Source organism: Pseudomonas edaphica, from assembly GCF_005863185.1.
Lineage (GTDB): Bacteria > Pseudomonadota > Gammaproteobacteria > Pseudomonadales > Pseudomonadaceae > Aquipseudomonas > Aquipseudomonas edaphica.
Window position 1 is genome coordinate 1 of record NZ_VBVZ01000143.1, and the last position, 12,322, is coordinate 12,322.

At 62.0% G+C, this 12,322-nt stretch carries 8 protein-coding genes and 1 pseudogene; 2 read left to right on the forward strand and 7 right to left on the reverse strand.

The genetic code is table 11. The features are described from left to right. Positions 1-1,022, reverse strand: a pseudogene (locus FEM54_RS11800) (VRR-NUC domain-containing protein); the annotation flags it as partial. A gap of 187 nt (positions 1,023-1,209) precedes the next feature. On the opposite strand from FEM54_RS11800, the gene FEM54_RS11805 reads away from it, so the two are divergent. After that, positions 1,210-1,434 (forward strand): YgdI/YgdR family lipoprotein, encoded by a 225-nt coding sequence (locus FEM54_RS11805; RefSeq protein WP_017135598.1) that lies wholly within the window; start codon positions 1,210-1,212, stop codon positions 1,432-1,434. Between the two features lie 127 nt (positions 1,435-1,561). Here FEM54_RS11805 and FEM54_RS33985 read toward each other — a convergent pair whose 3' ends face one another. Continuing rightward, complete coding sequence (locus tag FEM54_RS33985) at positions 1,562-1,726, reverse strand: hypothetical protein (protein ID WP_171045822.1); 165 nt, start codon at positions 1,724-1,726, stop codon at positions 1,562-1,564. Between the two features lie 189 nt (positions 1,727-1,915). Between FEM54_RS33985 and FEM54_RS11810 the strand changes: the two genes are divergently transcribed. After that, positions 1,916-2,188, forward strand: a complete 273-nt coding sequence (locus FEM54_RS11810) for a DUF3300 domain-containing protein (RefSeq protein ID WP_138450996.1) — start codon at positions 1,916-1,918, stop codon at positions 2,186-2,188. On the opposite strand, the gene FEM54_RS11815 is transcribed toward FEM54_RS11810, so the two are convergent. The 5 genes from FEM54_RS11815 to FEM54_RS11835 form a co-directional block, all read right to left on the reverse strand. Further along, positions 2,189-3,619 carry a polyurethane esterase gene (locus FEM54_RS11815; RefSeq protein WP_138450998.1) on the reverse strand — a complete coding sequence of 477 codons (1,431 nt, stop codon included), beginning with the start codon at positions 3,617-3,619 and terminating at the stop codon, positions 2,189-2,191. A gap of 192 nt (positions 3,620-3,811) precedes the next feature. Beyond that, complete coding sequence (locus FEM54_RS11820; protein ID WP_138451000.1) at positions 3,812-6,919, reverse strand: autotransporter outer membrane beta-barrel domain-containing protein; 3,108 nt, start codon at positions 6,917-6,919, stop codon at positions 3,812-3,814. Positions 6,920-7,088: 169 nt separating this feature from the next. Beyond that, complete coding sequence (gene eprS / locus FEM54_RS11825) at positions 7,089-10,046, reverse strand: autotransporter serine peptidase EprS (RefSeq protein ID WP_138451002.1); 2,958 nt, start codon at positions 10,044-10,046, stop codon at positions 7,089-7,091. A 30-nt stretch (positions 10,047-10,076) separates the two neighbouring features. Then, positions 10,077-11,411, reverse strand: a complete 1,335-nt coding sequence (locus FEM54_RS11830; RefSeq protein ID WP_017135593.1) for a TolC family outer membrane protein — start codon at positions 11,409-11,411, stop codon at positions 10,077-10,079. Between the two features lie 2 nt (positions 11,412-11,413). Further along, a partial coding sequence (locus tag FEM54_RS11835; RefSeq protein ID WP_138451004.1) for an HlyD family type I secretion periplasmic adaptor subunit occupies positions 11,414-12,322 on the reverse strand: 909 nt, incomplete at its 5' end.

Consider the following 12,322-nt stretch of genomic DNA (forward strand, 5'->3'; position numbering starts at 1 on the left):
GAGACCTCACGCGGCTTGACCTTGGGCAGCGCCGGTTCACCGAGCTTGCGCCGCAGGCGTGGCAGCACGCGCAGCAGGTGTTGCTGTTCGGCAGCGCTTTGCGGTGCTTGCTGCGCCGCGCACGCCAGGGCCATGGCTTGAGCGTAATCCTCCTGGCGTTCGAGCACGCGAATCAACCGCGAGCGCGCGCCGGGATAGGTGCAATCACGGTAGATCTGCGCCGCCAATTCCAGCTCGGCACTGCGTTCGCAATAGTGGCCGATCTGGAACAGTAACTTGGCCCGACGTTTTTCCAGCCACGGGTTATCCGTGGCAAGCAGCACGATCTGCGCCAGTACCTCGTCCAGCGCCTGGCCGGCTTCGAAGGCCTGCTGGCATTGGTGCAGGAACAGAAAACCGTGCACATCGTCACGGCTGCGCAGGCCACGGGACTCGGCGCAGAACTCGACTTTTTCGTAGGTGTAGATGCCCAGGTCAGCCAGCACGAACTCCGACCAGTCCTGGTGCAGGTTGCCGAAGAACATCAGCCGCAGGCGGTCGCACAGGTCCATCACGGTGAGGCTGTAGAGCGTGTCGCTCAGTTCGGGGCACCACTGGGCAAAGCTGCGTGACTCAGTGAACTGCGCCGCCAGCCCTTCCAGCCAGTCGGCCTTCTTGCCTTTGGGCTGGTCAATCCACGGCGCGAAGGCGGCGAGGATTTCGCCTTTTTGCAGCAGTGCGAACAGCTCATCAAAACCCAGTTGGCTCTGCTGAGCCACCCAGCCCTGCTGCACCAGTGCAAGCGCCGCCGCGTGAGTGCAGCCAATTTCGAGGTAATTGAGTTTGCTCGCACGAAAATGCGCGCCCTTGCGCATCACCATGCGCACCAATAACGCCTGGGACGGCTGCGGTAACCTGTCAAATTGCTGAATAAACTGCATTTCATCCGGGTCGAGCAAATCGGCATAACGCTGCCCCAGCCACAGCAGGACTTGGCGGAAGTTATGCAGGTAATACAAGGGATCGTCGAGGGGATTGGCCATGTCGCGCACTGATCAAATACTGGTTATGCATACAGAGTGCCGCCAGCGGCGGGCTGTTGCAATCAGTAATAGATAAATGGCCCACGCAACTTTTTGTATAAAAGTGATCAGATAGGACAGTTGATGGCGTAACATTTGTGGCCCGAAGCCTTAGGCGCGGGACTTTTCAGGGTTAAAGGTAAGGGTAATGAACATGAAGAATTTGGGTCTGCCGCTGGTTGCACTCACTTTTCTGCTAATGGCCGGTTGCTCCACGCAAACCGTAGTGACATTGCAAAATGGCACGCAGTATTTGACCAAGGACACCCCCAAGACCAAGACAGCCGATGGGTTCTATGAATTCACCGACATCGCCGGCAAGCACATCCGCATCAAGGCTGATGACGTTGCGACGGTACGCAGCGAAAAGTGAAAGCAATCGCCTGAACATAAAAAGCCCCGCAATGCGGGGCTTTTTGTTTGATCGTTCCCTCACTCCGCGTGGGAATGCAGCCCAGGACGCTCCGCGTCCCAAAGCGTGACGCAGAGCATGGGAACGATCAGTACCGGTAGTACGGGTGGTAATACGGGTGATAGTAGAGATGGTAGTAATACGAGTGGTAGTACGGCCGGTAGCAGCATGGGCCAGGATAGGCCGGGTACACCGCGCACCCGCTCAAGCCCAGTAGCACCAAGGCGCACAGCAGCAATCGAAGTCGGGACATGTTCGGTTCCTCACATGACGCGCGAAACAGCTCGCGGGTAGTGATTAAACGCGTGAGGCCTGCCGGACCCGTCGCAGCGTTGCGCCGCTGGTCGGTGAAGATTTATTTACCGAAGGATTTTCGCCAACCCGGCGTTCAACCGATAAGCCGCCTTCATCTTCGAAGGCGGTAGAACGGAGAAAGACGGCCATGGCACTCATGTCCCGGACGGTACGCGCGCTGTTACTCATCCCCCTGAGCCTGGCGGCGCTGGCCAGCGCGCCGGCGTTTGCCGATACCATCATCATTCGTCAGCCGCCGCGGGTCATCGTGGTTGCTCCCCCGCCGCCGCCGGTTTATTACGGGCATTGGGGTTACGCCCCACGGCCTTATTACTACCCACACCCTGTTTACAGCTATGGCTACGGCTACCCCCACCGGCCGTATTGGGGCGGTGGCTGGCGGGGGCAACACTGGCACTGATCAGCCGATGCTGACGCCATCCGCCCACAGGCCGCCGTGCCCGACGCCGACCAGGGTCACCGAGTCGGCGCCAAAGGTCAGCACCGTGTCTGCGCCGACCACTTTGGCATGGTCACGCAGGTCGGTGCTGCCCTCCACATTCTGGAACACCAGCTTGTCCGTGGTTTGGTAGCCAATCACCCGATCATTGCCAAAATGGCCGCTGAACAGGAAGGTGTTATGCCCGCTGTTGTCGCGGATTGTGTCATTGCCTTTGCCACCTTCGATAAAGTCTGCGCCCTTGCCGCCCTGGATCAGGTCATTGCCGTGGCTGCCGATAATGAAGGTGTTGCCCTTGTGCGGTTCGGCATTGCGGTTAAGGTCCTGCACCCAGGTAGTGGCCCGCGCCGGGTCGGACAGGTTGGCGACAATCACTGTGGAGTCGCGGGTCATCTGGTCGTAAAAGCCGGACTCGAGGATGCGCGTCATGCCGTCGCCATAACCGGTGGGCAAATGTGAGACCCAGGTCGGCAGGTTGACGATCGAAAACGGCAGGATATTCCACAACGTCGAGGCGTAGTGGTCGTTGAAGCTGACGATATTGTCGGTGGTCGACTCGTGGGGTTTGTCGTGCACGCCCAGGGACGACAGGTTGAAGGATGAGCCGTCGAGCGCGCGGAACACCGGGTCGTTTTCGTAGCCGATATTGAGCACTTTATCGCCCGCGCTCTGGGTCGGTGAGGCATAGGCCACGTAGTTGGCGTCCTTGTAGAACCCCGACCATTTGTTGTTGCTTAAATCCGCCATGCTGTTGACCGCCAGCCCGCCCAGGCTGTGGCCGCTGACCACCACGTCCTTGCCGCTCAGGCCATGCGCACCGGCATAGTCGGCGACATTCTTGAGCAAGCCGCCAAAGGCTTCGCCCGCATAGTTCTTTGCATAATCCTTGGGGCCGAAGGCCGCCAGCAGGTCGCTGATTACGTCGCCGATGGAATCTGTGATCAAGCTTTCCCGTGGCCCTGAAGTGCCACGAAAGCCGATGCCGATTTCGAGCAGTTTGCCGACGTCATCGTACTTGCCCAGCACCTCGACCTGGGCGGTGGTGTAACCGGCCTTTTCGCCAAAGAAGGTGCCGCGCGCATCGACCTTGCCGCCATAGCCCAGGTCACTGGCGCTGATAGGCGTCCAGCCGGCTTTTTGCACCGCCTCAAGCGCGGCTTTTTCCGAGTCAGGGTTCCAGGGAATCCCCGGGATCACCCCTTGCGAATTAGTACTGCCCAGCAACGCCCCCACCAGCGTGGCCGGCAAGCCAAGCCCCAGGCCGTTGTGCTGGTAACCCACGGCAAAGCCGTTGTCCAGGTTGTGGTAGGAATACAGCGTGATCGCCATGGCATCGGCGAACAGTGTTTTGGAGCCCTCGGTGCCGAGGTTTTTATAGTCAAAGATACCCATGGTAGTGCCTCTCTGTTGTTGGATTTGTAGAGAAAGCGAAAACACGTGTGGCCCTCGTGGTGAGTGAGCCTATGTGGGAGCTGGCTTGCCTGCGATAGCCTCACCTCGGTACAACTGACCGACCGAGGTGTCTGCATCGCGGGCAAGCCCGGCTCCCACATAAGCCCAACCTCATACAAGGTGTGAAGCCTTTTAGAACGCCCAGTCGAGGCTCAACCCTACCCCGTGGACCTTGTCCTTGCTGGCCAACAGGCCGTTGTAATCAAAATTGACCCGCGCATCCTTGCTCAGCGCCAGGCTGACCCGCGCACCGACCAACGCGGCGTCGCGCACCATCGGCGCACTTTCCACTGCGAACGCAGGGCCGCCCGAAGCGAACGCCAGGTGCTGCTCGGAATCGGTGCTGCTCAGGTTGTGCTGCCAGCCCAGGGTGCCGGACACTTCCAGTTGCTGGTGATCGTTCACGTTAAAGGTCTTCAAGGCGCGCACGCCCAGGGTGCTCAGCACCACATCGCGGGTGTCGTCATGGCCTTTGAGCGCGGCGGCGTCACGCTTTTCGGTGAACCCATCAGTGTCCAGATGCACATAGGCCAGGTTGGCGAATGGCTCCAGGGCCAGCGGTTGCAGGTTGACGCGGTAAGCCGCCTCACCAAACACCTGGGTGCTGCTCGCGTCCACTTTGACCTTCTGCTTGCCGGCCACATCACCGTATTGCAGGTCACGCTTCACATCGGCGCGATGCCAGCTGTAGGTCGCCCCACCGCTCAGGCGCAAGGCACCGATTTCATGCCCGGCATAGGCACCGAAGTGGTAGCTGTCGACCGAGGCACGGGAATGGGTGTCGTTGCCCATGTTCAAGGAGGTGTCACTGTAGCCAGCGACCAAACCGATACGCGTCGAGTCATCCAGTGCGCCATCCACACCGGCGAGCATGCCGCCCAGCGACGTGGTGTAGCCCGCGGTGTCGCTGCGGCTGTCGGTCTTGCCCCACGCGCCCAAGGCCTTGACCCACACGTTGCCACGGCTGTCGATGGTTTCGCTGCTGGCGCCCATCTCGCCATTGCGCAGGCGTTCGCCAACGGCTTCGCGCACGTAACGGCTGTCGTTGATTAACGCACTTTGCAGTGCCGGGTAGATTTCGCCGGAGAGCTGCTGGAACGCGCCTTGGGCCGAGGCCGCATTGGGCGCCAGCAACAGGCTTTCATATACCGCATTGCCGGCGCCCAATTGGTCCGCCGCCGCCGCGACCGCACGCTGGTTCGGCGTGACCGCCACACTCGCGAAGCTGTTGGTGCGTGCCACGTCCAGTTGCACGCCGTTGGCGGCATAGTTCAGCGTGCCGCCGATAAACAGGTAGTTCGGCAGCACCGCGCCGAAGCTGCCGGTAATACCGCCTGCGGCTTGCAGGATGTTGTACTGGCGGCCAATCAGGCTTTGCGCCTGGGCGTTGGTTAGCAGCGTCGGGCTGTTCTCCAGGGCCAGGGTCACGGTACCGCCATTGAGTGTGGCGGTGCCACCGGCCACAATGCGGTCGCTGCTGGTGGGCGACAGCTCAACCGCGTAGGTCGAACCCGCATCAAAGGTGACATTGCCTGCCACATTCAAGGTGCCGATGGAGTTGCCCGGCGCCACGGTGCCGCCGCTTTTGGCAGTCAGCGAGCCGATACGGCCCGAGCCACCGAGCACGCCGGCCTGGCTGACGGTGACGTCGGAAGTGACCGAGCCATTAATCGCCAGCAAGCCCTGGTTGACCAGGGTCGGCCCGCTGTAGGTGTTGGTGCCGCTCAGCACCAACGTACCGATGCCTTGCTTGGTCAGGCCGCCATGGCCGGAAATGTCATTGCTCCACACATCCAGGCCGCAATGCACGTCGGTGCACAGACGCTGGGTCGGTTTACCGGCATCCACCACCGCACCAATGCCTGGCAGGTCGGCGACAAACTGGCTGCTGCCATAGGCGCCGTCGATACGGAACTCAGCAGGAATATCCTCAGCGGTCACGAACATCCCTGGCCCGTTGACTGCTTTGCCCAGGTTGATCATGCCCCAGCCATACAGCGCGTCGATGCCCGGCGCGCCAAGGTCGGTGGCGGTGGTTTTGAGCACGGTGGCGACCTGCTCGCCGCTCATGTACGGGAAGCGCTCCATCAGCACCGCCGCTGCGCCGGCCACATGGGGCGCAGCCATGGAGGTGCCGTTTTTGTTGGCCCAGTCGGTGGTCAGGTTGCTCAGGTCGGTGCCGTTGATGATCGAGCTGAAAATTTTGGTACCGGGTGCCGACACACAGAAGCTCGCCGCATAACCGCAACGTGACGAGAAGGTGCTGATCACATACGGGTTGGCACTCGCGGTGTCCGGGTTTTGCTGCAAGGCGGCTACCGACAGCCAGTTCGGTGCAATTTCCGGCACAAAGTACGCAAGACCCGACATCGCGTCCGGGTTGTTGCGGTTGTAGTCGTTACCGGCGGCAAAGATGGTCAGCACGCCGCTGCGGGCGGCATCGATTGCGCCTTGGTAGGCGCCGCCGGCAAGCGTGCCGAGGATCGGCCGGATGTTGTTGAACTGCGCCTGGGCTTCATTGACCGTGAAGTTGGGGTACGCCGGATCGCGGCCGCCCTTGGCGTATTGATCGCCAATGCCGATGCCCCAGCTGTTGTTGATGATGCGTGCGCCGCTGGCCACCAGCCCATCCCAACCGGCCTTGTACACCGCGCCGTCGTTGCCGAGGATGATCCCGTCTTCCGGGCCTGGGTCGCCGTTTTCGGCGCTGAGGATCTGCGCATTGAACGCCACGCCATGCATCGGCCCGCCGTCACGGTTACCGGCGGCAATCCCGCCGACGTGGGTGCCGTGGTTACCTAGCTTGCCGTTGGAGTCCTTGGACGGCGTGCCGTCATAACGGAACGCATCGCCGGCCTTCACCGGGATATACGGGTCGGTGTATTGGCGGATGCCCTCGGTGACAATCGTCACCACCTTGTTGGGGCTGGCGAACTCCGGGTGCTGCGCATACACCGGCTGGTCAAAGATGCCCAGCTTGACGCCTTTGCCGGTGTAGCCGGCGGCATACGCAGTGTCTGAATGGATGGCGCCCAGCCCCCAGTCGGCCTTGAACTCGTTGCTGCGCCAACTGGCGGCATCGCCCAGTTTGCCGGTTTCCACATAGGGTGCGGCCTGGGCGGTCCCCAGACTTGCCAGGCAGCACAGCAACGCGCCGTATGGCACGCAGCTCAAAGCCTTGAGCGGGTAGCCCGGGCCTGTGTGAGTGGCGGTATTTAACCCTGGTTTGCGTTTGTTCACGGTGACCTTCCTTAGTTTTCTTATTGCACTTTTTTGGAAATCCAACCTGATCGTTCCCACGCTCCGCGTGGGAATGCAGCCCAGGACGCTCTGCGTCCAAAGCGTGACGCAGAGCGTCACAAGAGGCATTCCCACGCAAAGCGTGGGAACGATCATCGCTGCGGCGTGTTTAGAACTGCCAGTTCAGGCTCAGCCCCACGCCTTGGGTTTTCGCACGCCCACCCAACTGGCCGTTGTAATCCAGGTTGACCCGCGTGGCCTTGCTCAGCGCCAGGCTGGCCTGCACACCGACCAGCGCGGCATCGCGCAACAACGGCGAACTGCGCACGGCAAAAGACGGCCCGCCGGCGACAAACGCCAAGTGTTCTTCGGATTCAACCGCCGTCAGGCTGTGCTGCCAGCCCAGCGAACCGGACAGTTCCAGCTGCTGATGGTCATTCAGAGGCAGGGTTTTCAAGGCCCGCACACCGAGGGTGCTGAGCACCGCATCGCGCCGATCGCTACCACGTTCCAGCGCCGCCGCAGCGCCTTTTTCATGAAAGGAATCACTGTCCAGATGTACATAGGCCAGGTTGGCGAACGGCTCCAGCGCCAGCGGTTGCAGGTGAATGCGGTACGCAGCTTCAGTGAACAACTGCGCCGTGCGCGCATCCAGCTTGGTCTTTTGCTTGCCGCTGACTTCGCCGTACTGCAGGTCACGCTTTACGTCGCCGCGATGCCAGCTGTAGGCACCACCCACGCTGACGCGCCAGTCGCCCAGTTCACGCCCGGCATACGCGCCGAAGTGGTAACTGTCGATGGACGCTGATGAATGCGTGCCACTGCCCATGTTCAGCGAACTGTCGCTGTAGCCGGCAACCACACCCACGCGGGTCTGTTCATCCAGCGCGCCGTCCACACCAGCGAGCAAACCGCCAATCGAGGTGGTCGAGCCTGCCGTTTCGCTGCGGCTGTCGGTCTTGCCCCAGGCGCCAAGGGCCTTGATCCACAGGTTGCTTTCGCCGTTCACCGGCACATGGCGCAGGCGTTCACCTACAGCATCGCGCAGCTGCAGGCTGTCGTTGATCAGCATCGCGCCAATCGCCGGGTAGATCTCACCCGACAGTTGCTGCAAGCCCTGGCGGGCCGTGACCACCGAGTCCGACTGCAACAGGCTTTCATACACCGGGTTGCCGGCGCCCAACTGCTCGGCCGCCGCCGCGACACTGCGCTGGTTGCGCGTGGCGGCAACGCTGGCGAACGCAGCGTTATTGCGCCCCACATCCAACTGCACGCCGTTGGCGGCGTAATCAAGGGTGCCGCCGAGGAACAGATAGTTCGGCAGCACCTGGCCAAACTGGCCCTGAATGCCACCCGCCGCCTGGAGGATGGTGTATTGGCGGCCGATCAGGCTTTGCACTTGGCTCTGGCTGAGCAGTGTGGGGCTGTTTTCCAGCGCCAGGGTCACGGTGCCGCCGCCCAGCACGGCTTTGCCGCCTGCGACGATGCGGTCGCTGCTGGTGGGCGTGAGTTCCACCGCATAGGTGGAGCCTGCGCCCAGGTTCACATCACCGGCCACCTGCAAGGTGCCTACCGAATTACCCGGTGCCACGGTGCCGCCGCTGTTGACGCTCAAGGCGCCGATGCGCCCGGAGCCGCCGAGGGTGCCGCTGTTGTTGACGGTCACCGCCGAGGTCAGCGAACCGTTGACTGCCAACAGGCCGCCATTGACGCTGGTCGCACCGCGATACGTGCTGTCGCCGCTGAGCACCAGGCTGCCGGCGCCGGATTTGATCAGGCTGCCTTCATACACGCGGTTGGCTGCGGCCTGATCACGGGCAGTGCCAACGGCGTAATCGGTCTGGTCCTGCTGGCTGGCATTCGCGCCCACGCCGTTCTGCCAGCCCTTGTCGATCAGGGTTTGCTGCCAGGCGCTGTGTTCGGCGCGGTCTTCGGCCTGGCGCTGAACCAAGGCCTGGTCGGAGATACCATTGCTCCACACATCGCCCTGCCCGGCCGCCAAGTTGACGTTCATTGCGCCGAGCAATTGCCCCGGGCCATGCATCGCTCGGCCAAGGTCCGGCACGCCCCAGCCGACGATGGTATTCGGTGCTTGAGTGACAGAGCCGTCGAGTTGCGTGGCAGTGGTCAACAGTACCTGCAACGCCTGTTCATTGGTCATGTACGGGTAGCGCTCCATCACCAGCGCCAGCGCGCCGGTGGCATGCGGTGCCGACATCGAGGTGCCGGACTTGACCCCATAACCGCCATCGGGAATGGTGCTGTTGATCAGCGCGCCAGGCGTAGAGATGCACCAGTATTTGGCGATTCCGCACTTGTTGTATTTCTGGTTATTGGCTTTATCCAGGCCGGACACCGCCAGCCAGTGGCCTTCCAGTTCCGGCTGGAAATACGGCAAGGCCGAGCGCACGCTGGCATTCGCATACCCGCTGTTGCCGGCGCTGAACACGTTGATCACCCCGGCCTTGGCCACATCCGCCGCGGCATCCAGCCAGGTGCCCTGGTTGTAATGCTGCGCATAGGCGGCGTGCAGGTCGCCGAGGGTCTGGTAACTGACATCCTTGGGCTGGCTGCCCCAGCTGTTGTTGATGGCGCGCACGCCGGAATCCACCAGCGCGGTGTACACCGCCTTGAAATACTTGGGGTCCGGGGTCGGGCCAAACAGGAAGCTGTCGTTGGCGTTGGTGTTGCCCACGTAGATTTGCGCGTTGTAGGCCACACCGTGCATGCCCACGCCATCACGGGCTGCGCCCATGGTGCCGGTGACATGGGTGCCGTGGGAATCATTGTTGGGGTTGAGTGCGCCGGTGGTGCTGAACGGCTTGCCATCGACGTAGGTGCCGCTGGCGGTGACAGCGTGGTAGCGGTCTTTGGAAGCTTCAGGGTGGTTGGGGTCAAAACCCGAATCCAGCGCGCCGACTTTGACCCCGCTGCCGGTGATACCGGCCGCATAGGCTTCATCCGCCTTCATGCGCCCCAGGCCCCAGTCGCTCTGGAACTCGGCGGAGCGCCAACTGGCGGGGTTACCCGCTTGGCCGTTTTCGGTATAGGCCGCCTGTGCCGCAACGGACAACAGGAGTAACGAGCCTGCGGTAAACGGTTTGAAACGTGGTGAATGGGTGATCATCTAACCCCTCCTTATTCTTCTTATGGATGCTCATTTCACCGGGCCGAAAGCCTCATCGACTTTCGCCAGGTCGGTGTCGCGCAAGTTGCCCGCGTAGTAGTGCAATTTGGTCCAGGCCATCAGGTAGTCGTAGCGGGCCTGGGCCAGGTCGCGACGGGTGCTGTACAGCTGCTGCTCGGCGTTCAGTGCGTCGAGGTTGACCCGCTCGCCACCGAGGATGCTTTGCTTGGTCGACACCACCAGCGCTTCGGCCGAGGTCAGGGCCTTTTGGTACGCACGCAATTTGCTCACGCCCGACAGGCACGCACTGAACTGGCGGCGCAGTTCGATCAGGGTTTCGCGAGTCTTGCCTTCCAGTTCGTACTCGGCCTGCTCCATGCCGCGGCTGGCTTGGCGAGTGGAGGCGGAGATCCCGCCACCGGCATACAGCGGCAGGCTGACTTCAACGCCGATGGTGTTGGTGTCGTAGCGCTGGTTGTAGGTGTTGCCGCTGTCGGACTCCTGTTTGCGCGAGCTGGCATACGCGGTGATCTTGGGCAAATGCCCGGCGCGGTTGCGCTCCACTTCATAACGCGCCACTTCCACGGCCTGGCGCTGGGACGCCAGCGTGGGGTTATTGCTCAGCGCCAGTTCATGCCAGGTGTCGTAGTTGGCCGGGGTCAGGGTGAAGGCAGCAAAGCTCTGGTTCAGCGGCGCCAGGTCGTGGATGTCGACGCTTTGCACGCCGATCAACGCCCCCAGCTCGCGCAACGACGCGTCCTGCTCGTCCAGCGCCTGGATCTCTTCGGCGGTAGCCAGCTCATAGCGCGACTCGGCTTCGAGAATGTCGGTGCGCGTGCCTTCGCCCTGTTGGAACAGGTGCTGGTTCTGCTGGAACTGCTGCTCGTAGGCCTTTTTCTTGGCGCGGGCGATGTCGATCTGGTCCTGGGCAAACAGCGCCTGGGTGTAATAGCTCAGCACCCGCACCAGCAGCGCCTGGCTCTTGTCGCGAAAGCTTTCATCGGCGAACAGCGCCTGGGCCACGCCCTTGCGATAGTTGGCATAGGCTTCGTAGTCGAACAACGGCTGTTGCAAGCTGAAGGTCGAGCCATAGCTGTTGTAGTTGCGGTCGTCGCGATAACTGCCGCCGCGCCCGTCCGGCAGGTGCGCCTCGGAGTTGTTGCGGCCCTTGTTGTAGTTGTACGACAGCCGCGGCAGCAGCCCGGCACGGCCAATGGTGCGGTTTTCCAGGCCCGCGTCGCGTTCCTTGATGGCGCCCAGAAACACCGGATCGTTACGCAATGCCTGCTCGTACACATCAAACGGCCCCATGGCTGCCTGGGAAACGCCGCACACCAACATCAACGAAATGAACACAACGCGCATGCTCATTCCTCAGTCAACGCAGAACCGGCGCGATCGAGCAGCGGTTTGAACAGGTAGTTGAGCAAGGAGCGTTCGCCGGTGCGTACAAACATCTCGGCGGGCATGCCCGGCTTGATCACCAGGCCGTGAAGTTTTTCCAATGCAGCCTCGCTGACCGTGGTGCGCAGCACGTAGTAAGGCTGGCCGGTCTTTTCATCGAGCATCTGGTCGGCCGAGATCAGGCTGACTTCGCCCGGCACGCGTGGTGTGCGGCTTTGGTTGAAGGCAGTGAAGAGGATATCGACCGGCAGGTGGGTGCCCACTTTATCGACCAGATGCACCGGCAGGCGCCCTTCCACTTCCAGGCGCGTGCCCTGGGGCACGATCTCCAGCAGGGTTTCACCGGCGCGCACCACGGCGCCTTCGGTGTGCACGCTGAGGTTGACCGCAATGCCATCGGCCGGTGCATTGATTTCGCTGTGCTGCAAATCAAAACCCGCCGAGGTCAGTTGCTGTTCCAGGGTCAGGCTGCGCAGTTGCGCGTCGGCCAACTGGCTGCGCACTTCTTTCTGATACTCCTCACTGTGCTGCTGCAATTTGAGGCGTGATTCGAGAATGCCCTGCTCCACGCGTCCGCTTTCTCCGCTGTTCTGCGCCAGGTCCTGTTGCACCTGGGACAGTTGGCGCTGGTAGTCCAGCAAGCGGTTGCGCGGGATATAGCCGTTGTCGGCCAGGGGTTGCAGGTTGGCCAGTTGGTCGCGCAGGGATTGCGCCTGGGCAGACAGGTCGGTACGGGCGCGGCGCATGCCGCTCAGTTGCGAGGTGGCACCGTCGACGTTGGCGCGAATACCGGCTTGTTCACGGGCAAAGGCTTCACGGCGGCTGCTGAACAGCTGGCGTTGGCCTTCCAGCACCAGGGCCAGGGCCGGGTC

Excerpts from the sequence above, each read along its gene's own strand:
- FEM54_RS11805 (WP_017135598.1), top strand. The coding sequence starts at position 1,210 with ATGAACATGAAGAATTTGGGTCTGCCGCTGGTTGCACTCACTTTTCTG.
- FEM54_RS33985 (WP_171045822.1), bottom strand. The coding sequence starts at position 1,726 with ATGTCCCGACTTCGATTGCTGCTGTGCGCCTTGGTGCTACTGGGCTTG.
- FEM54_RS11810 (WP_138450996.1), top strand. The coding sequence starts at position 1,916 with ATGGCACTCATGTCCCGGACGGTACGCGCGCTGTTACTCATCCCCCTG.
- FEM54_RS11815 (WP_138450998.1), bottom strand. The coding sequence starts at position 3,619 with ATGGGTATCTTTGACTATAAAAACCTCGGCACCGAGGGCTCCAAAACA.
- eprS (WP_138451002.1), bottom strand. The coding sequence starts at position 10,046 with ATGATCACCCATTCACCACGTTTCAAACCGTTTACCGCAGGCTCGTTA.
- FEM54_RS11830 (WP_017135593.1), bottom strand. The coding sequence starts at position 11,411 with ATGCGCGTTGTGTTCATTTCGTTGATGTTGGTGTGCGGCGTTTCCCAG.